The following is a 25,036-nucleotide window of genomic DNA, read 5'->3' on the forward strand; positions in this document are numbered from 1 at the left end:
CGGCTGTTGCGCCGGGGGCCGTCACGATTTCACCCGGCGTCGACCGGGCGGCGGGGTAACTACTGCGGCACGAAGACCCAGGCCAGGAACTCCCCGGCACCGGACGTGAACGCCTGGTGGCCGGGCTGCGGCGAGGCCACCGGCGGGCCGTCGACGGCGGCCTGCACCGCGTCGACGTACCCGGGGCGGGTCAGCCACTGGTGGTTGTGCGCGGTGTAGATGGTGTCGTAGCGGCCGTCGGTGCGCGCCCGCCAGGCGCGCAGGCCGGTGCGGAACGCGGCGGGGGAGGTGCCCAGGGTCAGCCCCCGGGTGCCCTGGACGCCGAGGGCGTCACCGGCGAAGAGCACCCGCGACACCGGGTCGAGCAGGGTGACCGAGTCGGCGCAGCGGCCGGGCAGGGCGTACACCTCCAGCCGGACCCGGCGGCCCGCCCGGTCGCGGCCGATGTCGATGCGGTCGCCGTCGCCCACCCGCGTCACCGGGCCGAGCCGCCGGGGCACGGTCACGCCGTCGGGCACGATCAGCCGGTGGCCGGCGAACTGCCCGATCCCGGCCAGGCTCGCCGGGTCGCCGTCGGTGAGCACCACCTCGATGCGCGGGTGCCGGGCGAGGCGCTTGGCGTACCGCAGCAGGCCGGGGGCGCTGCGGCCGGAGGTGACCAGCAGCGCGCGGGTCGTCCCGGTCAACAGCAGCGACGTCTCGTCGGCCGAGTCCCGGATCAGCACCAGGTCGGTGCGGATGTTGTCCAGGAACGCGTACGGGCCGTCGAGGAACGGGTCGGTGCGGTAGCGCGACGGGATGCGTACCCCGTGGAACTTTCGCAGGTCGCCGTTGCCGCCGGTCGGGCCGCCCGGATACAGGTTGGTCAGGCTGTAGACCATCCGGGCGCTGCCGCCGCTGATCCAGACCGCCTCCCGGCCGATCTCGTGGTACGGGTCGGCGAGGATGCTGCCGTCCAGCGCCCCCTCGGCGGCGCGGATCATGTCGTCGAGGTACGTCAGGTCCAGCGGTCGCCCGTTGATCGGCGGGTCGGCCCGGCCGAACTGCTTGATCTGGTAGAAGTGGGCGGGCAGCAGGGCCAGCCCGCGCAACGGCCGCAGGTCCCGGCGCAGGTTGCGCAGCATCGCGGCGTACGTGCTGGTGGTGGCGCTGGCGAAGTGTGCCCAGACGTACGCCGAGCCGATGGCGTCGCCGGTGGCGAGCATCAGGTTCTCCGCGTCGAGGTACCCCGTCGAGCCGGGGGTGTGGCCGTAGAGCGCCACCACGTCGATGCGCCGGCCACCGAGGTCGATCGCGCTGACCGTCCGGCCGGTGCTGCCGTTTGCGGTGCTGCCGCCGTCGTGGCGCACCGGCACCCAGTTCGGCGTGGCCGTGGGCTGCCAGTCCAGGTCGGGGTAGTAGACGGTCCGGTCGGTCATCTTCGGGACCTTGCCGGTGTGGTCGCCGTGGCGGTGGGTGATGGCCACGTCGAAGTCGACCGGGTTGGCGCGCACGGTCCCGTCGTCGTCGTGGCCGAGCAGGTGCCGCACCACCGTGGCCAGGTCGTCGACGCCCGCGGTCTCCGGGGTGTCGATGGCGGTGTCGACGAGCAGCGCCCGCCGGTCGCCCTCGAAGAGCCACATCGTGGAGCCCTGCGCGTACCGGCTGCCGTCCGGTCGGGGCGCGAGGGCCTGCATGTTCTCCACCCGCCAGGTGCGGTGCCCGCGCTTGCTCACCGAGATCAAATACGCGGTGTACGCGCCCCACGGGTTGGCGGCGGCGAACCCGTCGCCCTCGGGTCTGCCGTACTCGTCGGCGGCCACCTCGACGAAGCCGGGGACCAGGCCGTACCAGGTCAGGCGCGGGCGGGGGCGGGGCCCGGCGGCGGCGACGCCCGGCAGGCCGCCCACGGCGGCGGCCCCGGCCAGCGCGGTCGCCGCCGCCAGGATGCTGCGCCGGCTCAACGCCGGCGGGGTGTGCGTGCCGCAGGGCGCGCCGTCGGCGTCGGCGCAGGTGGTCAGGTCGGAACGGGTCATGTCTGCTCCCTCTCGCACTGCTGGTGGGGCAACGCCGGTGGCGGCGGGGTCCGTCGGACGACCGGCCCCGGCGTCGGCGCGGGCCCGCCCCCGAGGGTCGGAGACGGGCCCGTACGTGCCGTTGTGCTCTTTCGTTCGCGTGCGCGGTGGATCAGCTCAGCCAGAGGCCGCAGTTGTGCTCCGCCGCGAAGGTGTTGATCACCTTGCTGGCGCCGGCGGTGCGCAGCTGCATCACGTTCTCGGCGTCGCCGTAGACCGGCCACGTCGGGGCGCCCCGGAAGTTCGGGTTGCCCTTGTGGGCGAACGCGCCCCAGTACCGCATCATCTGGTCCGACAGCTTCTCCTGCTGCGCGGTCAGCGGACGCTCGCCGAGGGTGAAGTCGAACAGGTACGCCAGCTCGCCGCTGTGGCCGTTGGAGACGTCCTCACCCGGAACGCGGAACCCGTAGAGGGTCGGCGAGGTCGGGTCGTTGAACTCGTAGCGGTAGACCGGGGCCTTGGTCGAGATCGTCCGCACGGCCTGCTCGGTCTGGCACGCCCGGCCGGCGTCGGTGTGGACCTGGGTGATGGCGTCCCACGGGCTGTTGAACTTGCTCAGCGGGTACGCCGCGAGGACCTGCTCGGCCTTGTCGCCGTACTCCCGCTTGATGGTGTCGACGTAGCCCTGCGCGGTGATCCCGGCCAGCGCGGTCTCGGTGAGCCGGTTCTCGGAACGGGTGGTGCCGGTCAGCAGCGGAACCTTGTTCCAGGTGCCGTCGGCGAACGCCTGGGCGAACGACTTGGGCAGAAACTCGCCGCCCACCTTCGAGTTGCCGAGGTAGTTCTTCTGGTTGGCGACCAGCGTGCCCGGGAACGCCTTGCGCAGGCAGGTCACGGCGGTGGCGGCGTCGGTGCAGCCCACCGACTCGGCGAAGCCGACGCCCCGCTCCTCGCCGGCGGCGAGGGTGTTGCGGGTGGCCAGGCACTGCTGGCTCTGCACGATCGCCTTGTGGAACAGGCCCTTAGCGGCCGGCATGGCGAGCATGTCGCAGACGCCCTGCCCACCGGCGGACTGGCCGTAGATGGTCACGTTGTTGCGGTCACCGCCGAAGTTGGCGATGTTGTCGCGGACCCACTTCATCGAGGCGAGCTGGTCCATCCGGCCGTAGTTGCCGGAGCCGCCGGGGGTGACCTTGCTCAGCTCCGGGTGGGCCAGGAAGCCGAGCGCGCCGAGGCGGTAGTTGATGGAGACGACGATGGTGTCGGTCTTGGCCGCCATCGTGCCGCCGCCGTAGATGACGCCGGTGCCCTGGGTGTGGCCGCCGCCGTGGAACCAGAGCATGACGGGCAGCTTGGCCTTCTTGCTGACCTTGCTGGGCCGGTAGACGTCCAGGTAGAGGCAGTCCTCGCTGACCGCCTGCTCCTCGCGGATGCCGGTCGGCTCGAACTGGATGCAGGCCGGGGACTGCTCGTCGGCCGCCCGGACGCCGCGCCAGGACTGCGGCGCGGCCGGCGGGGCGAACCGCAGGTCGCGGACGGGGGGCGCCGCGTACGGCAGCCCGAGGAACTGGTCGAACTGGCCGGTCGCGACGCCGCGCACGGAGCCGCTGGTGCTCTGCACGACGGGGTCACCGCCGCGCCCGCCGCCCTTGCCGTCGGCCTGGGCGACGGCGCCGGCACCGGCACCGAGCAGGAGTACGGGAGCGGCCACGGCCGCCACCCAGGTCGCCAGGCGACGCTTGGAGAGTGCTCTCACAGAAGTGTCCTTTTCGCAGGGGGGATGGAGGAGGGTCAGGCGGGCAGGCCCGGGGTGAGGGCCAGCGCGGCGACCGCTGCCACTGACGTCCCCGCCACCCAGGGCGCGCTCGGTCGGATCCTCATCGGTGGTCGTACCTTCCATTTTTTTGCGGCACGGGGAGTCCCCCGGCTCGCACCGGGTCGGGTGCCGCAGTCGGTTCGTGTGCGCGGAAGCCCGCGCTGAACGGGAGGTGTGCCGGGCCGGTGCTGGGCACCGGCCGGTGGAAGTCAGCCGTCGGCTCAGGCGAGTGCCGGACGAGAAGCCGGCTTGGAACAGCGCGACGCTGACGTCTCCTTCGACCGGCCGAGGTCGAGAGAAGACTTTGTTGTGTGCCAGAACATATCCGCTACCAGGGAAGTTGGCAACAGATGCGAACGGCGGTGTTTCAGACACGTTACAACCGTCACCGGGTGTGACCTGCTGAACGCCCCGCCGCTGGGGCGCCGGACCGGCCGTTGACCACCGATCTTGTCGCCGTTAGCCTCCAGCCAGGCTCACCTCGAACGGGATGGGCCAGGGGCGTTTCGGCAGGCCGAGCCGGACGCCGTCGGCGAGCAGGGCCGGGGCCAACCAGGTCGCGGGTCTGTCCGCCGGTCGGCTGCGGGGTCGCGGCCTGCTGTGGAGGAACTCAGGCGAGTACGCAGCCGGCCGCACCCGCAGCCGGTCCCCGGGACCGGGCGGGCGACCGTTGCCGGTGTTCTCGCCTCGCGTGCGGGTGGGTGTTGCCCGTGCTGGGGGTGTTGTCGCGCGGTGGGTGTTGCTCCGCGCGTCCTATGGAGCTGATGTCGTGAATGACTTACCCAGCATGATGTCGACTTGCTCGAGCGTGCCGCTCAGAAGCTGCTGACCAGCTTGACGAACGCCTCGTCGATTTTGGCCGGGTCACGGGCGTCGAACGCCTTGCCCGCGGACGCCTTGGCGATCCGGTCCAGGGTCACGAAGTCCGACTGCTCGTCGAACGCGATGCAGAAGATCTTGACGGGGCGGTCCGGGTCCAGCTCGACGTCCTTGAGCAGCCGGGCCAGATCGCCGTCCTTGCCGTACTCGTTCTTGCCGTCGGTCAGCACGACCACCGCGTTGATGCGGGACTCGTCGTAGTGGTCGATCATGTAGCGGCGCGCCGCCCGTACGGTGGCGTACAACGCGGTGTTGCCCTCGACGTGCAGGCTGCCGATCTTCTTGGCCAGGCTCTTCTGGTCGAACGGCGACAGCCGAACCTCCTCGCTGTAGGCCGATTTCGGCCGCTGCGCCGTCTCGGACGAGAACGACCAGAGCGCGACCCGGTCCTCGGAGTTCAACAGGCCGAAGCCCTTGGTGGCGGCCGTGGTCGCCACCTGGAATCTGCTCCGGTCACCGATCTCGGCGTTCATGGAGCCGGACGTGTCGACGGCGACGAGGATGTTCGCCTTCTTGCGCAGCGTGCCCCAGCCGGTGAGGATCGCCTTCACCACGGCGGGGTCCGGCGGCTCGAAGTAGGTCAGCTCAGGGCCGGAACCTTGCCCGCCGACGGAGGAGACCAGCGGCCCGGACGCGTGGCGTTCGGGGTCGCGGAACCCCAGCCGGCTGAAGCTGCGCTGTTGCGGCGGCTCCTTCAGGTAGGCCAGGAAGTCGTCGGCGGCGGCGCGCTGCTCGGGGCTGGCCGAGGGCAGCACCACGTACGGGTGGTCGAGGTTGAACGTGCCCTCCTTGGGATAGAGGGCGACCAGCGGGACCCGGGGTCTCTCGCCCCTGGTCGGGCTCAACTCCCCCTCGTTGTACTGGTAGACCAGCTCTTCCTGGGTCACGATCGCGCTCACGTCGGTCGAGGCCGGCGTGCCGTCGCCGGAGAGGTCCGCCTCGGCGAGGTCCTTGAGCAGGTCCACCACGTCGTCGCTGTAGTGGGACACGTTGGCCTCGATGCGCCGCACGAACTGGGTCACCCTCGGCTCCGCCAGGTCGCTCGTGGTGAGGTCGCTGGCCCGGTTGACGGCCGCGTAGTACGTCGCGATGATGGCCGCCAACCCGGAGGTGGAGAGGTTCGGGTTGACCTTGCCGAAGGTGAACCGCCCCCATTCGGGGCGGCCGTAGGTCGCCCAGCCCGTCCGCCCGGAGAGGCCCAGGATCTCGCCCCAGCCGAGCGGCCCCTGTCGTTGTAGGAGCGCTCCCTTGGGGCGCGGCATGGCGATGACCAGCGGGCTGTTCGCGATCGACGGGTATCGCCCGGAGGTCTGCGCCGGGCGCCCGGCGGCCTTGTCCAGCAGCTTCAGCTGCCCGGTCCAGAGGGTCGACGACGGCAACCACACCTGCGGTCGCGGGACGCCGGGCTGCTTGGCGGCCCAGTCACCGGCCAGCGCGTCCGTCGACGCACCGGAGGTCAGGCCACGGACGGTCACGACGGCGCAGCGGCCCCCGTATCGCCGATCGCTGTCGTTTTGACATCCTCTCCGCCCTAAAGGGTTGAGATTCCCTCCACGCTGCGCGTGGAACACGCAACGTCCGGGTGGGTTACCGCTTCACGGCGCGGTGCCGGCACGGATGCCGGTCTTACCTGCGCTCCACGGTCGTTGAGGTCCGCCCGTCCGGCGGCCCTGATGTTCCTGGCGGCGTTGACGTCCCGGTCGTGGTGGCTGCCGCACGGGCAGTCCCACGACCGGACGTTCAGCGCCAGCTTGTCGCCGATCCGGCCGCACTCGGAGCACATCCGGGTCGACGGGAACCAGCGGTCCACACGTCCGAACCTGCGCCCATACCGGGTCGCCTTGTACTCCAACATCGCCACGAACTGCGACCAGCCGGCGTCGTGCACCGACCTGGCCAGCCGGGTCCGGCCGAGACCGGTCACGCACAGGTCCTCGACGTACACCGCTTGGTTGTCACGGATGATCGTCGTGGACAGTTTGTGCTGCCAGTCCCGCCGAGTGTCCGCCACCCGCGTGTGGGCGCGGGCGACCTTCACGATGGCCTTCTTGCGGTTGTTCGACCCGCGCTGCTTGCGGGACAGGTCCTGCTGCAACCGGCGCAGCTTGCGGGCCGCACGGCGCAGGAACTTCGGTGCCGCCACCTTCGTGCCGTCCGAGAGCACCGCGAAATGGGTCAAGCCCAGGTCGATGCCGACCTCGGAGTCCGTCTCCGGCAGTGTCTCGTCCGTGCTGGTCTGCACGACGAACGAGGCGAAGTATCGGCCTGCCGCATCCTTGATCACCGTCACGCTGGACGGGTCGGATGGCAGGGACCGGGACCACCGGACCGGAACCTCCCCGACTTTCGGCAGCCGCAGCCGCCCGTTGTCGAGGACCTTGAACCGGGAGTTCGCGGTGAACCGGACTGCCTGCCGGTTGTCCTTGCGCGACCGGAACCGGGGCGGGGCCACCTTCCGTCCCTTGCGCTTGCCGGACAGGGAGTTGAAGAAGTTGCGGTAGGCCGTGTTCAGGTCGGCGAGGGCCTGTTGCAGCACCACCGCCGACACCTCGCCGAGCCACGCCCGTTGCGGGGTCTGCTTGGCCTCGGTGATCAGGCGGCGGGACAACTCCCCGTCGGAGATGTACGCCAGCCCCTGCTCGCGGGCTTCCTGCCGTGCGCGCAACCCGTCGTTGAACACCACCCGCGCGCACCCGAACGCCCTCGCCAACGCTTCACGCTGGCCGGTGTCCGGGTAGAGCCGGTAGTTGTACCGCAGCTGCACCCCCACACAATACCATTGGTCTATGGCCGAACCTGAACATGTTCGCACCGGCAGGCACTGCCTTTTCGCTCTGCACGCTCACTTGGTCTTCGTGACGAAATTTCGACACCAGGTGTTCGGTGACCGGCACCTCGCCCGGATGGAGGAAATCATGCGGGCGGTGTGCGCCGACTTCGACACCGAGCTGGTCGAGTTCAACGGCGAGAGCAACCACGTCCACCTGCTCGTCAACTTCCCGCCGAAAGTCGCCCCCGCCAAGCTGGTCAACAGCCTCAAGGGCGTCTCCTCGCGCCGCCTGCGGCAGGAGTTCCCCGACCTCACGCGCCACTACTACCGGGCCAACAAGCTGTGGTCAGGCTCGTACTTCGCGGGCTCCGCGGGCGGGGCACCGCTGAGTATCGTGCGTCAGTACATCGAGCAGCAAAATCGCCCGGTCTAAGGCACTGCTCGGGCCTTGGCGGCCCTCACCGCGCGGGCCTTCACCCCCGGCCTGAAGGCCGGAGCGCTGGCCCGCATCCCGGTAGCGCTCGGCCAACTCGCCGAGCAGCACGTCCTTCTCCACCGACGCGCTGACCTGCAGCGGCGTGCAGTCGACGTCGGCCGCCGGCCAGACGACCAGGTAGGCCGCCGCGATGACCGCGACCCCGGCCGCGACGGCGGCGGTGTACGGCACCCACGGCCGGGTGATCGCTCGGCCTGTTGCCATCGGCCCTCCAGCGTGTCGGCTGACGCGTTCGACATCGAGTCCTCTTTCGATGTCCCGACGAGCCTCGCTGTGCTGTCTTACCCCGCGGCGATCCCACTGTCCAGCCCACCCCGAACCACCTCGGGTCCGAAGTGCCCGGTGGGTCCGCCGAGGGTGGACCCACCGGGCGCCGGGAGCGGCGACTAGCCGGCGTACGTCTCGAACTCGGCGACCTTCGGCGTGCCGGTCGAGCTGGTGATCTCGAAGGTGACCTTGGTCAGCGAGGTCGCAGCGAAGGTGATGGTGCCCGCCCCGCTGCCCGTGGCCAGCACGGCGCCGGTCCCGCCGTTGGTGACCCGCCACGACCCGATGCCGCCCACCGAGCCCGCCGCCTCCCGGATGACGACCCTGGAGATCGAGGTGGCCGAGCCCCACTTGATCGAGATCGAGCCGGTCGAGCCGGCCGGCGACCAGTAGGTGCTCATGTTGCCGTCGCGCACGTTGCCGTAGCTGGTGCCGCTGGCCTTGCTCGACCCGTCGGCGCCGGCGCCGATGCTGAGGTTGACCCCGCCGGGGCTGGTCGGGCCCGGTGTCGGCGTGGTCGGACCGGGCGTGGGAGTGGTCGGGCTGGGGGTGGTCGGCGTCGGCGACGGCGTCTGCGGCGAGCAGTTGCCGCCTGACTCCTTCAGGCCCGTGTTGGCGCCCGCCGTCTGGCGGACGATCTCCGGCACGCAGCCGGCCCCGTCGAGGGCGTAGGAGTACGGGATGCTGACGGTGGTGGTGGATGCCAGGTTGGGGCCGGCGGGGTAGTTGTCGGTGCCGGGGCTGGACCAGGTCACGTTGTCCAGGATGTTCCCGGCGACCTGCCAGGTGCCGCGTTCGCTGGTGTAGAAGGTGCCGAGGACGTCCTTGGAGTCCTTGAAGTAGTTGTTCTCCACCTTGGCCTTCGCCCCGGCCCGCGAGTTGATTCCGGACTCGTGCAGGCTCACGTAGGAGTTGTTGTAGATGTGGGCGATTCCGCCGCGCAGCAGCGGCGTGCGGGAGTCGATGTTCTCGTACAGGTTGTGGTGGAACGTGACGAAGCCGTTCGACCGGTCGCTCTCGCTGGAGCCGATCAGTCCGCCTCGGCCCGAGTTGCGCAGGGTGCTGTAGGAGAGCGTCACGTACTGAACGTTGTCCTTCATGTCGAACAGCCCGTCGAAGCCCTCGGACTCCCCGCCGGAGGCCGCCAGGTCGACGTGGTCGACCCAGACGTTGCGCACGGTGCTCTCCATGCCGATGGCGTCGCCGCCGTTGGACGTGGGCGAGCCCGACTTCTTGACGTTCCGCACGGTCACGTTCCGGATGATGATGTTGCTGGAGTCGCGGATGTGGATGCCGAGCTGGTCGAAGACCGCCCCCGAGCCCACCCCGATGAGCGTGACGTTGCTGATCTGCTTGAGTTCGATCACGCCGGCGGCGGTGTTGCAGCTGTCGCCCGACACCTTGGCGGTGTTGCCGTGGTTGATGGTCCCGGTGACCTCGATGATGATCGGGGTGCTGCTGCTGGGCCGGGTGCACAGGGCGGTGTGGATCGCGGTTCCCGTGCTCGCCCGTACCGTCTGCCCGCCGGCGCCGCCCGTGGTCCCGCCGTTCTGGGTGGCGTACCCGGTGGCGCTGCCGGCGGCCGCCGACGCCTGGGGGGTCGACAGGGCCACGCCGATCGCGGCCCCGACGACCGCCGTGGCCAGCACCGCCTGGATTCGCAGTGCGCCTGGTCGTCTCATTGCTGCCTCACCTTCTGCTGTGAACGCTGGTTGTCGCCGCCAGGTCCGCTCCGGTGGAAGGGGGAACCCGACGAGCGGCCTCGCCGTCGCGGTGCGGTGCTTCGATGTCGCGCTGGTGGTGGCATCGACGGCGGCAACCGCGCGGCGACGGCTCGGCAGAGTCGACGCGGGTGCCGCGATGGCCGTCCCCCGCCCGTCGGGGACGATCCGGGTGCCCTGGAAAGCGCTTTCCACCGTGAGGATAGGGAGCCAGCCGCCGGAGAGGCAAGCTCTCGTCCGGATTGCGGAGCTATGACGTTTTGCCGGCAGAACACATTGTCGTGCGGCTATCTGAGGCGGCGAAGATCGACCGCCGCAGGCACCCTGCGGTCAGCCCTCGGGCGGGTCGGCCAGGTCGGCCTCGGGCAGGTCGTCGGGCTCGGCGACCCAGCCGGAGAAGACCGGCACCCGATGCCACGGGCCGCCGCGCCGGTCGGTGGCGACGGCCACCACCGCGTACGGGTGCCCGAAGCGCAGCTCGGCGACGCGGGCCACCCCCTGCGGCGGCAGGCTGGTCAGCGCGAACGCCCCGGTCACGGCGGCGGCCTCGAAGCCGTACCGGGTGTACCGGGCGGCCACCACCTGCCGGGCCTGCATCTCGGCGTCGCCGATCAGCGGGGCGAGGACCCCGGCGAGGGCGGCGAACCCGAGCCCCGGCCCGCCGAGGTCGTGCTCGTCGCGGGCCGACCAGCAGGGCAGCGTCGCCGCGTGCCGCTCCTCCCGGCCGTCGCGGGCGTGCGTGCGGATCGACTCCTCGCGCAGCGTCCACAGCGGCGTCGCGCCGAGCGGCAGGTCGAACAGGGACCGTCGGCCGGCGGGCGCGCTCGCGTCCGCGTCGGCGGCGATCCGGTACGCGGCGGCGAGCACCCGCTGCGGGGCCACCTCGGGCGCGGCGGCCACCGAGACCACCGACAGCCCCGCGCCCGCCGCCCCGGCGGCGTCGGCATCCTGGCCGACCCGCCCACGGGAGACGTCGGTGTCGCCCCGCCCGGCGGCGGTGCCCCTGCCGTCCGGGGCGGCGGCCGTCGGCGCGGGGCGGGCCTCCGCCACGTGCACGGCCACGTCCCCGGCCTCCGGCGTCGCCGCGATCCACGCCCGGTGCCCGCCCGACGGGGTGCGCAGCACCCGGGTCAGCCGGCCCGCCCAGGGGCTCTGCGGGCCCAGCGCCGCCGCCGGGGCCACGTCGAACGGCACGGCCCAGGAGATCCGGGTGGCCAGGGCCGAGGCCAGCGCCAGCACGACCCGGGGCGACACGGTCAGCGGGAAGCGCTCGATCAGCCCGGCGCTGTGTTCCCGGGCCCACGCGTCCAGGCCGGCCTGGTCCGGCAGCGGGCCGGTCGCCGTCGCGCGGGGCAGGCTGGCCAGCCAGGCGGCCAGCGCCGGGCTCGCCGCGTCGGGCCGGTGCCAGCCGGCGGTGGCCGACGACACCAGCGGATGCGGCGCGTCGAGCAGCGCGGCGGCGGCCCGCGCCGCCGTCGCGCGGTCGGTGCCCAGGGCGTCGGCGAGGTGGTCGGGGCCGCCGTCGGGGTCATCCGCCGACGCGCCGAGGGCCAGCAGCAGCCAGGCGCCCAGCGGGGACGCCAGGTGGTGTCGGTCGCCGATCGAGTCGTGCAGCCGGGCGGCGTAGCGGGCCAGCGGCGCGGGCAGGTTCGTCGTCATGCCTTCACTGTGCCCGCCCGGGGCGGTCCTCACGACAACAGCTCGAACGGCTCCCCGGCCCGCCGTCGACCGGTCGGGGCTCGGGTCGGCGGTGGGCCGGGGGAGGGGCTAGGCTGCCCGCCGTGGCTGGTCTGTTGAGGAATGTGGTGTCCCGGCTGGGGCGGGTGACCCGTGGCGGGGCCGCGCCGACGCCCCACCCCGGCCAGATCCCGGCCCAGGTCGCCCGGCGGCGGCAGGTCTCGGCGTTGCAACGGCGGGAGCTCAGCTACGCCCCGGAGCCCGACGGGCAGGCCGACCCGGGGGAGATCGTCTGGACCTGGGTGCCCTACGAGGACGACCCGCGGCAGGGAAAGGATCGGCCGGTGCTGGTCGTGGGGCGCTCCAGCCGTACCCTCTTCGGCCTGATGCTCTCCAGCCAGAGCGAGCGCGACGGCCAGCGGCACTGGCTCTCGCTCGGCCCCGGCGAGTGGGACCGCGACAACCGGCCGAGCTGGGTGCGCCTGGACCGGGTGCTCACCATGCGCGAGGACAGCATCCGCCGCGAGGGCGCGGTGCTGGACCGGGGCCGCTTCGATCGGGTCGGTCAGGCCCTGCGCGCCGGCTACGGCTGGCGCTGACCGGACCCCCGTGGGCTGCGGCTGGCGCCGCCCGGACCCACGTCGGCTCCGGCTGGCGTCGATGCTGGCCCGGCCCGCGCCGGTCAGCGGTCGGCGAGGTGCGCGCTGTCGACGAGCTGCCGGGTGGGGCGGGACGCGCCGACGCTCTTCGCCCGGTACATCGCCGCGTCGGCGCGGTCGAGCGCCTCGGTGAGCTGCGCGGGGCCGGTGACCGGGGCGAGGCCGACCGAGGCGGTCACCCGGAGGCTGGAGTTGCCCAGCGGGATGGGCGCGGAGAGCGATTCGCAGAGCCGCCGGGTGGAGTGCTCGATCCAGCGTCGGTCGACCGTCGAGGTGGTCAGCAGGCCGGCGAACTCGTCGCCGCCGAGCCGGGCCACCAGGTTGTCGCCGGCGAACGCGGCCAGCCGCTCGGCCACGCTGATCAGCACCTGGTCGCCGGCGGAGTGCCCGTAGCGGTCGTTGACCTGCTTGAAGTCGTCGAGGTCGAGCACCACGGCGATCAGTGGCTCGCCGCCGGCGTCGGTCAGCAGCGTGGCGGCGAGCCGGAAGAAGGCCCGCCGGTTGGGCAGCCCGGTGAGCGGGTCGTGGCTGGCGGCGTGCCGCTCGGCGGCCAGCTCCGCCTGCAGGTGCTCGATCTCCGCCTCGGCCTGCAACGCGCGACGGCGTAGCTGCCACGCGGAGACGAAGGCGCCGGCGGCCGAGATGCCGGACGCGATGGTCAGCGGATCCGGCACGAACACCTCCCTCAGCGCCCCCGCCCCGGCGGCTGCGGCCGGGGCCGGCCGAAGCCCCTGCGGGCCCTCGTTTTCCCTGGTGCGACCCCACTTCGGGTAACCCAAAGTGAACGGATAGACACCGCACACTTCGGCTATCATGCTCGTTGTCCGGTGCAGATGCAATAGCAGATGCACGTGCAGCAGGACCCGTTTTCGATCCCGCCTCACGCCACCACCGCTCCTCCCCGCGGCATCGGCAGGCTCTTGAAGAGAAAGACGCCCCCCATGCAGCAGCCCGACAACAGCGTTCCCGCCGCGCAGCTTCCCCCGCTGAAGTGGCAGAAGAGCAGACGGAGCAACCCGAGTGGAAACTGCGTCGAGCTGGCCGAGCTCCCCGGCGGCGCGGGAATCGCTCTGCGCAACTCCCGGCACCCCGAGGGGCCGGCGCTGATCTACACAGTGGACGAGATCGCCGCCTTCGTGCTCGGGGCCCGCGACGGCGACTTCGACCACCTTTTCAACTGACCCAGCGTCACCGTTCGGCAGCGTCCCGTCAAGGGGTCGAGACACGCCTGCGGGCCGCTGCATCTCACCGAAGGTCCATGGCATGCTTACTCGTCGGCTGGGGTGGGGCCCGGTCGACGAAAGCTGGCTAGCGGAGGTCGGACGTGACGATGGTTCCCACCGAGGGCGGTCCGGCCACCGGGCCGACCGTGCTGCGGATGCTCCTGGGCGCGCAGCTGCGCCGCCTGCGGGAGTCCCGGGGCGTGACCCGGGAGGGTGCCGGTTACGAGATCCGGGCCTCCGAGTCGAAGATCAGCCGGATGGAGCTGGGCCGGGTCGGCTTCAAGGAACGCGACGTCGCCGACCTGCTCAGCCTCTACGGCGTCACCGACACCGAGGAGCGGGAGTCCCTGCTCAAGCTCGCCCGCGACGCCAACAGCCCCGGCTGGTGGCATCGCTACGGCGACGTGCTGCCGGCCTGGTTCCAGGCGTACCTGGGCCTGGAGTCGGCCGCCGCGATGATCCGCAGCTACGAGGTCCAGTTCGTGCCCGGCCTGTTGCAGACCCCGGCGTACGCCCGAGCGGTGGTCCTGCTGGGCCACCGTCGCGCCGAGGCGGAGGAGATCGACCGGCGGGTCGGCCTGCGCATGCAGCGCCAGGAGCTGCTGCGCCGACCACGGCCGCCGCAGCTCTGGGCGGTGGTCGACGAGGCCGCGCTGCGCCGGCCGATCGGCGGGGCCGAGGTCATGCGCGAGCAGCTCGACGCCCTCATCGAGGTGACCCGGTCGCCGCACGTGCGGTTGCAGATCATCCCCTTCGACGCCGGCGGGCATGCCGCGGCGGGTGGCGCCTTCACCATCCTGCGCTTCGACGACCAGGACCTGCCCGACATCGTCTACATCGAGCAGCTCACCAGCGCCATCTACCTCGACAAGCGCGAGGACCTCGACTATTACGCGGTGGCCATGGAACGGCTCTGCGTCGAGGCCGAGCCTCCGGAGCGGACGGCGGGGCTGCTGACGAAGCTGCGCGACGAGCTCTACTCGCGGTAACGGCTTTCCCGGTGCCAGCCCCGGCCCGACGGGGCTCTACCATGGTCGCAACCGGCGACTGTGGAGTCTCGTCGTCGCTCGGATCAGCGCAGAGTCATGGAGGAGCATTGGCCACCGAAGCCCCCCACCCCACGGCCGGCACCCACCCGAGCGATCGGATCGACACCACGGTGGCGCACCCCGCCCGCCGGTACAACTACCTGCTCGGCGGCAAGGACAACTTCCAGGCCGACCGGGACTCCGCCGACGAGATGGCCGCGGCGTTCCCGACCATCCGCACCACCGCCCTGGAGAACCGGCGGTTCCTGCAACGGGCGGTCGGCTACCTCACCCGCGAGGCCGGCCTGCGGCAGTTCCTCGACATCGGCACGGGCATCCCCACCGCCGACAACACCCACGAGGTCGCCCAGCGCATCGCCCCGCAGACCCGGGTGGTCTACGTGGACAACGACCCCATCGTGCTCGCCCACGCCCGGGCGCTGCTGACCAGCTCGCCCGAGGGCGCCACCGCCTACATCGACGCCGACCTGCGGGACCCGGAGAAGATCCTCGCCCACCCCGAGCTGCGTCGCACCATCGACCTCGGGCAGCCGGTGGCGCTGATGCTGGTGGCGATCCTGCACTTCCTGCCGGACCCGGACGACCCCTATGCCCTGGTCCGTCACCTGGTGGACGCGTTGCCGTCCGGCAGCTACCTGGCCGCCTCGCACGCCACCCACGAGTACCTTCCGCCGCCGGTGGCCGAGAAGGCCAAGGCGACCACGCGCAACGGCGGGCCGGAGGAGCTGCTGCGGATGCGCAGCCGGGCCGAGATCACCCGCTTCTTCGACGGCCTCGAGGTCGTCGAGCCGGGCATCGTCTCGGTCGCGCAGTGGCGTGCCGAGCAGGAGGCGGAGCCCCGGCCCTCCGTGGCCGACGTCAGCATGTACGGCGCGGTGGCCCGCAAGCCCTGACCGGCCGCACAGCCCGCCCGCGACCACCGACCCGCGCCCAGACCACGGCGCGGGTCGGCCGCCCTCAGCCCAGCGTGACGGCGTCCCCGACCACCCTCGGTGACCGCTTCACCGCCCCCGGCGGGCATTGCCGCGCCGGTGCCGACCGCGCCGGTGCGCGCGTACAGTCGGGCCGGTGGAACGGACCGAGTCCCTGCCGGCACACACGCGCGCCCCGGGCGAGGCGACCGTCGATCCGGGCAGCGTGCTGCTGCCCGGCCACGACGTGCCGCTCGGCCGCTTCACGACGGTGCGTCGGCTGCTGCCGCACCGCCGCCGCCGGATGATCGGCGCCTGGTGCTTCGTCGACCACTTCGGCCCGGACGACGTCGCCGAACGGCCCGGCATGGAGGTGCCCCCGCACCCGCACACCGGCCTGCAGACGGTCACCTGGCTGCTCGACGGTGAGATCGTGCACCGCGACAGCCTCGGCAACGTCCAGCCGATCCGCCCGGGGCAGCTCAACGTGATGACCTCCGGACACGGGATCGCCCACTCGGAGCGGTCGCCCGCGACGCGTCCGCCGCTGATGCACGGCGTACAGCTCTGGGTGGCCCTGCCGGACCCGGCGCGGGCGGCGGCGGCCGGCTTCGCCCACCACGCCGAGCTGCCGGCGTGGCGCGACGGCGACCTGGACGTCACGCTGCTGGCGGGCGAGTTCGGCGGGGAGCGGTCCCCGGCGGTGACGCACACCCCGCTGGTGGGCGCGCAGCTCACGGCCCGGGGCGCGACGCCGGCCCGGCTGCCGCTGCGCCGCGACTTCGAGTACGGCCTGCTGGCCATGTCCGGCTCCGCCGAGGTGGGCGACGTGCCGCTGGAACCCGGCGCGCTGCTGCACCTCGGCGTCGGACGGGAGAGCCTGACCCTCACCGCGACCCCCGGCAGCCGCCTGCTGTTGCTGGGCGGCACGCCCTTCGAGGAGCCGTTGGTGATGTGGTGGAACTTCGTCGGCCGATCGCACGAGGAGATCGTCGCCGCCCGGGAGGAGTGGACGGCCGGCACCGCGCGCTTCGGCACGGTGGTCGACGACGCGGCGGCGCCGCTGCCGGCGCCCGCGCTGCCGACCACCCGGCTCAAGGCCCGCACCCGCCACGGTGACGTCCTGCGCTGAACCGACCCGGCGCCGACCCGGCGTTCCGGGGGGGGGGGCATCCCGGGGCACGGCGGTCGGGTGGCCGAGCGTGGGCCGGCCCACAGTTGGGCAAGAATTGGCCGTTAGTACGATGGCGGCGGCTATGATGATCGAGCATCGCACCCGCCCGGTTCGGGTGGGCAGTTCGATGCCGCCGACGGTGCGACCCGGTTCGGGTCGCGGTCACCGTGGGGGACGGGATCTGTGTGGCGCCCCAGGCCGCGGTTCGTGGCCCGGGGCGCCCGCCCGTCGCCCGATCCCGTCGCCACCGGCTCAGCGACCGCGCAGGTGCTGCGCGACCCGGGTGTGCGGCTCGCGGGCCTGCGCGGCGCGCTGCGCCGCACCGATCTCGGGGGCGGCCTCGATCTTCGCCGAGCGGGCCACCTCGTTGCCGTTGGCGTACCGCACCGGTGGCAGGGCCCGCAGCGCTCGTAGCACGTCCGGCGGCGCGCCCGCCCGTTCGGCCTCCCGCACCACGTCGGCCTTCCCGGCCGGGTAGTCGAGGCGGGACAGGTAGCGCAGGACGTCGTCGTAACTCGCCATTTTCGCTGCTCCTCGCCGCTGTCGATCCGGTTCACGACCGGCCGCGGTTACCCACCCGCCGGCCCCTCACGCCCCGGCGTCGCGGGGGATTCGCCGCTCGGTGCGGGCCGGTCGACCGGCCGGCGTCGGCGGGCGTTTCCGGACCCGCCCGCCGGGTACGCGACCCGCCCGAGACAGGGCGGAAGGAGCAACCGATGGACTACGACACCTTCGTCGACCAGGTTGCCCGACGGGCCGGGGTGCCCGCCGGGCGGGCCGTCGAGCTGACCCGGGCCACGCTGGAGACCCTTGAGCAGCGGCTGACCGGCGGTGAGGTGCTGGATCTCGCGGCACAGCTGCCCAAGCCGCTGCGGCTGATGCTGCGTCCCGGCCCGGACACCGAGGCCGCCGAGCGCTTCGGCGCGGCCGAGTTCGCCGCCCGGGTCGGCCAGCGGGCCGCCCTCGACGAGCGGGCCGCCCGGGAGGCGGTCCGGGCGGTCTTCGTCACCCTGCGCGAGGCGATGACCGGGGGAGAATTCGATGACATCGTGGTCCGGTTCCCGCGCGACTACCGGGAGATGGTGGAACCGGCCCTCGCCCCGGGCGCGGCCGCGCCGCGCCGCCCCTGAACGCCGCCCGGCCGGGTCGGGGGATCCATCATCGCTGGTGGCAGGCGGGTGCGGAGTTGGCGAGCGGCCGAGGGTGGCCTAACCTTGCGGCACGAGGGGAGTACTTCCCACGAACCATTCCGGTCAGTACGGCGTGCCCGGCGCACGCCTCGGGTGGTTGCCCACGTGACCGTGGGTGAAGGAGACCTCGAACATGCCACGATGTTCGAGGAGGCCCCATGACCGAATTGTCATATTTGTCCGCCGGCGAGTTGTCGTCGATCGGCACGCCCATGCTCTGGGCGGTCACCATCGTCGGCGTGCTCGCCCTGCTGGTGCTGGACTTCCTCGTCACCCGACGCCCGCACGAGGTGTCGATGAAGGAAGCACTCGGCTGGTCGGCCTTCTACATCGCCCTCCCGCTGGCCTTCGGCGGCTGGGTCTGGTGGCGCTACGGCTCACAGCAGGGCGTGGAGTATCTGACCGGTTACCTGGTCGAGAAGTCCCTCTCCATCGACAACCTCTTCGTCTTCATGCTCCTGCTCGCCGCGTTCGCGGTGCCCGCCGCGCTCGCCCAGCGGGCGCTGCTCTTCGGCATCACCGGCGCGCTGGTGCTGCGGGCGGTCTTCATCGCCGTCGGCGCGGCGGCCCTCCAGACCCTCGACTTCGCTTTCCTGATCTTCGCGATCATCCTGATCGTCACCGCCGCCAAGCTGCTCCGCGACGCCATCTCCGGCCACGAGCAGCAGGTGGACATCAGCAAGATGCGGTCGGTGCGGCTGCTGCGCAAGTTCATGCCGGTCGTCGACGAGTACCACGGCACCAAGATGATCGTGCGGCTCGACGGCCGCCGGGCGCTGACCCCGCTCGCCCTCGTGGTGGTCGCGCTGCTGGCCACCGACATCGTCTTCGCCGTCGACTCGGTGCCCGCGGTCTTCGGCATCACCGAGGACCCGTACCTGGTCTTCGCCACCAACGCCTTCGCCCTGCTCGGCCTGCGGGCGCTGTACTTCGTGCTGCAGGCCGCGCTGAGCCGCCTCGTGCACCTCAGCTACGGCCTGGCGGTCATTCTCGCCTTCATCGGCGTCAAGCTCGGCCTGCACTGGGCGCACGGGATCTGGCCGGCCGTGCCGGAGATCCCCACCCTGGCGTCCCTCGGTGTGATCGTCGGCGTGCTGGTCGTCGTCACGCTCACCAGCCTCCGCGCGACCCGCGACGTCACCCCGGGCGACCACCGGATCGGCACCGGGCACTGACTCCTCCGCGCCGGCCCCGCGCGCCCACCCGGCGCGCGGGGCCGCCGCGTCCGCTCCCGCGGTACGCCCGACCGCCTTACGGGCTGTACGTCCGAACCCTTCCTTGCCCGACCCGTTCCGCGCTGTACCCCCGATCGCGTTCCTCGCCCGCCCCGTTCCTCGACTGAGCAAGAGCGCTGTCGTGTGCCCGAAGGGGCTGACCCGGGTGGCACCCGTATCCGTAGGTGGAGCCGCCGCTGGCTCAGCCGCAGCAGCAGTCGAGCCAACGCGACCGGGCACACCCGTGGGTGACCGGAGGGTCACCCGAGTCGACGCGCTCCCGGCCTGCCCGGAGCGGGCGGCCGCGCGGCAAGGAACCGGCCCGGGACGACGTGCGCCCCGGGCCGGTCTGCCGATCGGCGTCAGCGGCGGGCGCGGCGTCGGTCGGCGGCCAGCAACAGCAGGGCGAGGCCCACGCCCACGGCCGTGGCTCCCGCGCCGAACAGCGGCAGGCTCGCCGAGCCGGTCACCGGCAGCGGCTGCGGGCTCGGCGTCGGCGTCGGCTGTGAGGCAGTGGGCGTCGGCTGGGTCGGCGTGGGCGTGGCCGTGGGTGTCGGGCTGGCCGTGGGTGTCGGACTGACCGTGGGTGTGGGCGTTGGGCTGGCCGTGGGTGTCTGCGTGGGTGTGACCGTGGGAGTGGCCGTAGGTGTGGCCGTGGGGCTGCCGGTCGGGGTGGCCGTCGGGCTGCCGGTCGGCTGCTGGCACTCGAGCGTCGTCGAGAACGGCAGATTGTGGATCTCGCCGCCGTCGTGGACGAGGCTGCGGCTGATGACGCTGCCCTCGATGTTGCTGTTGGTGAGGGCGAACAGGTCCGCGTTCGGCGCGTAGATCGTCCCCTCCAGGGTCGCGCTCGGGTCGGTGAGCGTGAGCGAGGTGGCGGTGCGGAAGTTAAACAGGATGTAGCGGGCCGGCTCGCTGCCGATCCCGGCGAAGTCAGGCACCTGCCAGACGAACTGGTCGGCCACGTCGGTGGTGTCCGTGTTGATCAGCAGGGGAGTGTCGGCGGTCGGCGCGGTGGCGAACGTGAGGACCGAGATGGCCGCGAGGTCACTCGCGCTCAGGTTCAGCACGTTGGTCACCCCCGGGGTCAGCGTGACGACCGCGTTGCTGCCGGCCGGGATCGGCCGGGGCAGCACGTTCCCCTCCGGGGTACGCAGCACCACGTTCTGGGAACAGTCGGCGAGCGTGCCGGAGGTGGCCCGGAAACCGGCGAACGCGCCCCCGAAGTCGATCGGGGAGGTGGGGCCGACGCTGCCCACCAACTGCCGGGTGACCAACTCGATGCGCGGGGTCGCGTCGTAGTCGTCGATCGGCACCGCCCGGGTGTTCACGGCCGCCCCGTTGTCGTCGGTGTCCCGGCCGATCGTGCCGGTCAGGTCGACGATCTTGAGGTAGCCGTTCTGAAGCACCTGGAGTTGGCTGCCGGGCACACTGGTGGCGAAGTCGACCCGCCCGCCGACCACCAGGGCGGTGGGATTGGCGTCACCGTCGACCACGAACGAGCCGGCGGTGAGCACCGCGACCTGGTAGTTGCCGAAGCTGAGGTCGCCGCCGACGGCGACGGTGCCCTCGTTCTCGCTGGCCAGCAGCCGGGCATCCCCCTCGGTCACCACCAGGAAGCCCTGCGCCGGTGCCACCGGGTTGATCGCCTGGCGTGGCTGGGCCACGCCGGGACGGGTCACGACCAGGGCCATGGCGAGCAGCGCCGCGAGGCCGGCCAACGGTAGCAGCGCCAGCCGGACCCGGCGCGCGTGCAAAAGGGTCATAGATCCGCCAATCAGACAAAGGTTGCAAAACGCTAACCCTTGCTGGTGCCGGATGGCAGCACTCGACCTCGGGCCCCCCGATCGGGTGAGTCGCCGCCGATCCGCTCACGTTTGCCCTGGCCCGCGGCGGGAAGCACCCGACATGACGAAACCTCGGGTGGTGATCGTGGGGGCCGGATTCGCCGGTTACCACGCGGCGAAGACGTTGAGCCGGCTGGCCCGCGACCGGGCCGAGATCGTGCTGCTGAACTCCACCGACTACTTCCTCTACCTGCCGCTGCTGCCCGAGGTTGCCGCCGGCGTGGTCGAGCCCGGCCGGATCGCCGTCCCGCTCAGCGGCACCCTCGACGGGGTGCGGGTGGTCGTCGGCGAGGCCGACCGGGTGGACCTGCAGAACCGCTGGGTCGGGTACGCGATGCCCGAGGGCGATCGCTGCCGGCTCGCGTACGACCGGCTCGTGCTCGCCGTGGGCAGCGTCAACAAGCTGCTCCCCATCCCCGGCATCACCCGGTACGCCCACGGGTTCCGAGGGCTGCCCGAGGCGCTCTACCTGCACGACCACGTCGTACGCCAGATCGAGTTGGCCGAGCTGACCGACGACCCGGCGGAGCAGCGCGCCCGGACCACCTTCGTGGTGGTCGGTGCGGGCTACACCGGCACCGAGGTCGCCGCGCACGGGCAGCTCTTCACCGACCGGCTGGTCGCCCAGCGGCCGCACCTGACCATTCGGCCGCGCTGGATGCTGCTCGACGTCGCACCCCGGGTCCTGCCCGAGCTGGACCGGCGGATGTCCGTCACCGCCGACCGGGTGCTGCGCCGGCGGGGCATCGACGTGCGGATGGGCACCTCGGTGTCGGAGGCCACCGCCGACGGGGTGACCCTCACCGACGGGGAGCGCGTGCCCACGTGCAGCCTGATCTGGTGCGTGGGGGTGCGTCCCGATCCGTTCGTCGCCGAATTGGGCCTGCGCACCGAGAAGGGCCGCCTGGTGGTCGACGAGTACCTGAACGTCCCCGGCTTCCCCGAGGTCTACGCCGTCGGCGACGCCGCCGCCGTGCCCGACCTGACCCACCCCGGGAAGGTCTGCGCGATGACCGCGCAGCACGCCCAGCGCCAGGGCAAACTGGTCGCCCAGAACATCGCCGCCTCGTACGGGCAGGGCCGGCGGCGGCCGTACGAGCACCACGACCTCGGTTGGGTGGTCGACCTCGGCGGGAAGGACGCCGCCGCGAACCCGCTGAAGGTCTCGCTGGCCGGCCTGCCGGCCAAGGCCGTCACCCGCGGCTACCACCTGCTGGCGATGCCCGGAAACCGGGCCCGCATCGGCGCGGACTGGCTGCTCGACGCCACGCTGCCCCGCCCGGTCGTGCAGCTCGGCCTGGTGCCCGCCAACGCCGTGCCCTTGGAGAGCTCGTCGCCCGAGGTCCCGGCCCACCGCCGCTGAGCAGGGCGACGCGGCGTCATCCCGGCGGCCGGCGGCACACCCCCGCGTCGGCGGCGTCGGTGGTGGGCGCGGCACCGCCGACGAAGTCGTCCAGGGCCGGCCCGTGCAGGACCTGGCCGGGGACCGGGTCGCGGGCCACCCGCGCCGCCAGCCGGCCGACCGGTAGCCGCCCCGGCCGGCGCGCGGCGGCGAGCACCACGTTGCCGTAGCGCCGCCCCCGCAGCATCCGGCGGTCCGCCACCAGGCAGACCTCGGCGAAGGCGACGCGCAGCGTGGCCACCCGGGCGCGGGTGAACGCCAGCGGCGGCAGATCGGTGACGTTGACCAGCAGGATGCCCTCCGGGCGCAGCACCCGGGCCGCCTGCTCGGCGAACTCCACGGTGGCCACGTGTCCCGGCATCCGGGCCGCCCGGTAGACGTCGGCCAGCACCAGGTCGTACCCGGCCGGCGGGGCGGCGCTCACCGCGTCGCGGGCGTCGGCGAGCACCACCCGTACCCCGGCCGGCGGCGCGGGCAGCTCGCGGCGGACCAGCTCGACCACGGCGGGGTCGCGCTCCACCACCAGCTGGGCGGAGCCCGGCCGGGTCGCCCCGACGTAGCGGGGCAGGGTCAGCGCGCCTCCGCCCAGGTGCAGCGCGTCGACCGGCACGCCCGGCGGCGCGGCCAGGTCGACCACGGCGGCCATCCGGCGGACGTACTCGAAGTGCAGGTGTCGGGGGTCGGCCACGTCGACGTACGACTGGGCGACCCCGCCGGCGAGCAGGGTGCGCCCGGTGCGGCGGGCCGGGTCGGCCACCAGCTGCGGGCCGTCGGCGGCGGAGGACATCCCGGCACCGTAGCCACCACCCGGCGGGCGATCCACCCGGCGGCCGGCGGGCGGGCCGGCGGACCCGCGCCCGCCGGCCCGCGCGCTCATCGGTCGAGCAAGCCGCGCAACCCGTCCGGCACGTGCAGCGAGGCCACCAGGTCGCCGTCCCGGTCGGCCAGCGCGGTGAGCGTCGCCCGCGCCCCGTAGCGGGCCTCCTCGCTGGTACGTCCGCTGAGCCGGGCCACCTCGGCGAGGAAGCCGGGCAGCTCGCGGTGCCGCTCGATGCCGTCCACCGGCACCACGTCGTGCAGCGACACCGGCACCGCCGCCAGCAGCCGCTCCCGTTCGGCCCGCTCCAACGCCCAGGCCAGGGTCAGCACCGTCGCCTCGGCGGCGACCTTCGCGGTGCGGAAGTCGACGCCGGCCCGCCGGCCGACGTCGTCGACCAGCTCCCGGTAGCCCAGGGTGGTCGCCCCCGGGGCCCCACCGGCGTCCCGGGCGGGTCGCGGCTGCGCCCGCGCGGTCGGCGCGGCGGCGGCCGGCGGCGGGGCCGGCCCGCCCCGGGTCGGGTCCGGCTTGTGCCGCCCGGCCGGCGGCGGCCCGGCCCGCTTGCCCCGGTCCAGGTGCGTGAGCTGCTTGGACGCGCTGAGGCTGGCCCCGGTCTCGCTGGGTAGCCGGCCGCGTTCGCGGGCCTGGCGGGCCAGCGCCCGGCGGCGTGGGTTGTCGCCCTCCATCTGCTTGCGCATCGCACACCTCGTTCCTTCTCCGAGTGCCTGTTCCACCGTCGCGTTCCCGGCGTCGGCGGGGCGAAACGGTCCGGCCACCGGGCCGCGACGAGCGGTTCCGGCGAGCGTGCGGGGGAGCGCGCCCAGTGGTCGGCGTCGAGCCGGCCGGCGGTGCGACTCACCCGGTCCGGGTGACGGCGACTCACCCGGTTGACGCAGAGAATCGGCGGCGCGGCACCCTGTGCGCGGCGCGGCGCCCTGTGCGCGGCGTGGGGCGCGGGGCGGCGTGGGGCGTGGGCGGCGTGGGGCGCGGGCGGCGTGGGGCGTGGGCGGCGTGGGGCGCGGGCGGCGTGGGGCGTGGGCGGCGTGGGGCGTGGGCGGCGGTGGGTGGCGGCGGCGGGAGTGGCGGGGCGTCGCGCCGCCTGCCGAGTCCGGCACGGGTCATGCCTCTTCCGGCCGCTATGGAGCTGATGTCGTCAGCGAATCAGCCAACGGCGGGCCGGTCTGCGGGCAGGGACCGGCCTCTTCCAAATTTCCGGCACCCCACCGCTTCCACCGCACCCCACACCACCCACCGCGCCCAGGCCGGCTCTGCCGGTGGCCGATGAGTCGTTGACGACATCAGCTCCATAGCGTCCACGACCGTCGTCCACTGGGCTCACGACCGTCGTCCGCTGGGCTCACGAGCCCGTCCGCTTGCGAATCATGCGGTTCTCGCGCACCGGCGACGGAAGCCGTCCAAGGTCCCGAAGTGGGCCCGGCGGCGCGGTGTACGCCCGCCGCCCCGTTCCGCGACGGGCTGCCCGTGACCTGTCCGTTCCGCGACGGGCTGCCCGTGACCTGTCCGTTCCGCGACGGGCTGCCCGTCTTGTCAGCCGGTGGCGGTGTCGGTGCTGGTGGCCGCCTCGGCGACGGTCAGCACCTCGGTCAGGCCGGTGCGGTCGAGCAACTGCCGGACCTGACCGCTCATCCCGACCAGTCGGACCGGGGCGGATCCCCGGTGGTGGATCACCAGCAGCGCGCTCAGCCCGGAGGAGTCGCAGAGCCCGACCCCGCCGAGGTCGATCTCCAGGTGGTGACGGCCCTCCCGGCGCAGCTCGTCGGCCGTGTGCACCAGGTCCGGGGAGGTGTCGAAGTCGAGCTCGCCGGTGAGCCGCAGCCGGGCACCCCCGGCTCCGAGCCGGGTCACCTCGATCGTCAACAGCTGGGCGGGCACGGGTCCAGTTTTCCAGCCGATCCGCCCCGGCGCACCG

General features: G+C 72.9%; 20 protein-coding genes and 1 pseudogene. 9 read left to right on the forward strand and 12 right to left on the reverse strand.

Annotated elements, in window-relative coordinates:
- Nucleotides 1-59 precede the first annotated feature (59 nt).
- From ACLQ2V_RS14535 to ACLQ2V_RS14550, 4 genes are all read right to left on the reverse strand, one after another.
- Entirely contained in the window at nt 60-2,015 is a 1,956-nt protein-coding gene (locus ACLQ2V_RS14535; RefSeq protein ID WP_425718990.1) for an MBL fold metallo-hydrolase, read from the reverse strand.
- Between the two features lie 151 nt (nt 2,016-2,166).
- On the reverse strand, nt 2,167-3,750 hold the full coding sequence (locus tag ACLQ2V_RS14540; protein ID WP_425718991.1) for a carboxylesterase/lipase family protein: 1,584 nt from the start codon (nt 3,748-3,750) through the stop codon (nt 2,167-2,169).
- 875 nt (nt 3,751-4,625) lie between these two features.
- The gene (locus tag ACLQ2V_RS14545; protein WP_425718992.1) at nt 4,626-6,164 is read right to left on the reverse strand and encodes a substrate-binding domain-containing protein; all 1,539 of its coding nucleotides are present in this window, start codon (nt 6,162-6,164) and stop codon (nt 4,626-4,628) included.
- A 56-nt stretch (nt 6,165-6,220) separates the two neighbouring features.
- Nucleotides 6,221-7,453 (reverse strand): RNA-guided endonuclease InsQ/TnpB family protein, encoded by a 1,233-nt coding sequence (locus ACLQ2V_RS14550; protein WP_425718993.1) that lies wholly within the window; start codon nt 7,451-7,453, stop codon nt 6,221-6,223.
- 22 nt (nt 7,454-7,475) lie between these two features.
- On the opposite strand from ACLQ2V_RS14550, the gene tnpA reads away from it, so the two are divergent.
- Complete coding sequence (gene tnpA / locus ACLQ2V_RS14555) at nt 7,476-7,892, forward strand: IS200/IS605 family transposase (protein ID WP_425718994.1); 417 nt, start codon at nt 7,476-7,478, stop codon at nt 7,890-7,892.
- Nucleotides 7,893-8,341: 449 nt separating this feature from the next.
- Here the strand turns inward: tnpA and ACLQ2V_RS14560 are convergent, their stop codons facing one another.
- Entirely contained in the window at nt 8,342-9,904 is a 1,563-nt protein-coding gene (locus ACLQ2V_RS14560) for a pectate lyase family protein (RefSeq protein ID WP_425718995.1), read from the reverse strand.
- A 369-nt stretch (nt 9,905-10,273) separates the two neighbouring features.
- Entirely contained in the window at nt 10,274-11,602 is a 1,329-nt protein-coding gene (locus tag ACLQ2V_RS14565) for a hypothetical protein (RefSeq protein WP_425718996.1), read from the reverse strand.
- A gap of 122 nt (nt 11,603-11,724) precedes the next feature.
- Between ACLQ2V_RS14565 and ACLQ2V_RS14570 the strand changes: the two genes are divergently transcribed.
- Nucleotides 11,725-12,219: a type II toxin-antitoxin system PemK/MazF family toxin gene (locus ACLQ2V_RS14570; RefSeq protein WP_425718997.1), complete on the forward strand. Its 495-nt coding sequence runs from the start codon at nt 11,725-11,727 to the stop codon at nt 12,217-12,219.
- Nucleotides 12,220-12,302: 83 nt separating this feature from the next.
- Here the strand turns inward: ACLQ2V_RS14570 and ACLQ2V_RS14575 are convergent, their stop codons facing one another.
- Complete coding sequence (locus tag ACLQ2V_RS14575; RefSeq protein ID WP_425718998.1) at nt 12,303-12,953, reverse strand: GGDEF domain-containing protein; 651 nt, start codon at nt 12,951-12,953, stop codon at nt 12,303-12,305.
- Between the two features lie 267 nt (nt 12,954-13,220).
- On the opposite strand from ACLQ2V_RS14575, the gene ACLQ2V_RS14580 reads away from it, so the two are divergent.
- The 4 genes from ACLQ2V_RS14580 to ACLQ2V_RS14595 all read left to right on the forward strand — a co-directional run bounded on the left by ACLQ2V_RS14580 (nt 13,221) and on the right by ACLQ2V_RS14595 (nt 16,594).
- Nucleotides 13,221-13,460 (forward strand): DUF397 domain-containing protein, encoded by a 240-nt coding sequence (locus ACLQ2V_RS14580; protein ID WP_425718999.1) that lies wholly within the window; start codon nt 13,221-13,223, stop codon nt 13,458-13,460.
- Nucleotides 13,461-13,657: 197 nt separating this feature from the next.
- Nucleotides 13,658-14,491, forward strand: coding sequence for a helix-turn-helix domain-containing protein (locus ACLQ2V_RS14585; RefSeq protein ID WP_425719208.1), 834 nt, complete (start codon nt 13,658-13,660; stop codon nt 14,489-14,491).
- 107 nt (nt 14,492-14,598) lie between these two features.
- Entirely contained in the window at nt 14,599-15,444 is an 846-nt protein-coding gene (locus ACLQ2V_RS14590; RefSeq protein WP_425719000.1) for an SAM-dependent methyltransferase, read from the forward strand.
- Nucleotides 15,445-15,619: 175 nt separating this feature from the next.
- Nucleotides 15,620-16,594: a pirin family protein gene (locus ACLQ2V_RS14595; RefSeq protein WP_425719001.1), complete on the forward strand. Its 975-nt coding sequence runs from the start codon at nt 15,620-15,622 to the stop codon at nt 16,592-16,594.
- Nucleotides 16,595-16,888: 294 nt separating this feature from the next.
- On the opposite strand, the gene ACLQ2V_RS14600 is transcribed toward ACLQ2V_RS14595, so the two are convergent.
- On the reverse strand, nt 16,889-17,158 hold the full coding sequence (locus ACLQ2V_RS14600) for a DUF2795 domain-containing protein (protein ID WP_425719002.1): 270 nt from the start codon (nt 17,156-17,158) through the stop codon (nt 16,889-16,891).
- A 194-nt stretch (nt 17,159-17,352) separates the two neighbouring features.
- On the opposite strand from ACLQ2V_RS14600, the gene ACLQ2V_RS14605 reads away from it, so the two are divergent.
- Nucleotides 17,353-17,766, forward strand: coding sequence for a DUF2267 domain-containing protein (locus tag ACLQ2V_RS14605; protein WP_425719003.1), 414 nt, complete (start codon nt 17,353-17,355; stop codon nt 17,764-17,766).
- Nucleotides 17,767-17,984: 218 nt separating this feature from the next.
- Complete coding sequence (locus ACLQ2V_RS14610) at nt 17,985-19,001, forward strand: TerC/Alx family metal homeostasis membrane protein (protein WP_425719004.1); 1,017 nt, start codon at nt 17,985-17,987, stop codon at nt 18,999-19,001.
- A gap of 401 nt (nt 19,002-19,402) precedes the next feature.
- On the opposite strand, the gene ACLQ2V_RS14615 is transcribed toward ACLQ2V_RS14610, so the two are convergent.
- Nucleotides 19,403-20,806, reverse strand: a complete 1,404-nt coding sequence (locus ACLQ2V_RS14615; protein ID WP_425719005.1) for a collagen-binding domain-containing protein — start codon at nt 20,804-20,806, stop codon at nt 19,403-19,405.
- 142 nt (nt 20,807-20,948) lie between these two features.
- Here ACLQ2V_RS14615 and ACLQ2V_RS14620 point away from each other — a divergent pair, with 142 nt between their 5' ends.
- Complete coding sequence (locus ACLQ2V_RS14620; protein ID WP_425719006.1) at nt 20,949-22,250, forward strand: NAD(P)/FAD-dependent oxidoreductase; 1,302 nt, start codon at nt 20,949-20,951, stop codon at nt 22,248-22,250.
- A 16-nt stretch (nt 22,251-22,266) separates the two neighbouring features.
- Here ACLQ2V_RS14620 and ACLQ2V_RS14625 read toward each other — a convergent pair whose 3' ends face one another.
- The 3 genes and pseudogenes from ACLQ2V_RS14625 to ACLQ2V_RS14635 form a co-directional block, all read right to left on the reverse strand.
- Nucleotides 22,267-23,076: a spermidine synthase gene (locus ACLQ2V_RS14625; RefSeq protein ID WP_425719007.1), complete on the reverse strand. Its 810-nt coding sequence runs from the start codon at nt 23,074-23,076 to the stop codon at nt 22,267-22,269.
- 95 nt (nt 23,077-23,171) lie between these two features.
- Nucleotides 23,172-23,804 (reverse strand): annotated as a pseudogene (locus ACLQ2V_RS14630) (DUF2267 domain-containing protein); the annotation flags it as partial.
- Nucleotides 23,805-24,654: 850 nt separating this feature from the next.
- On the reverse strand, nt 24,655-24,999 hold the full coding sequence (locus ACLQ2V_RS14635; protein WP_425719008.1) for an STAS domain-containing protein: 345 nt from the start codon (nt 24,997-24,999) through the stop codon (nt 24,655-24,657).
- Nucleotides 25,000-25,036: the final 37 nt, after the last annotated feature.

The organism is Micromonospora sp. DT233 (assembly GCF_049841815.1).
Classification (GTDB): domain Bacteria; phylum Actinomycetota; class Actinomycetes; order Mycobacteriales; family Micromonosporaceae; genus Micromonospora.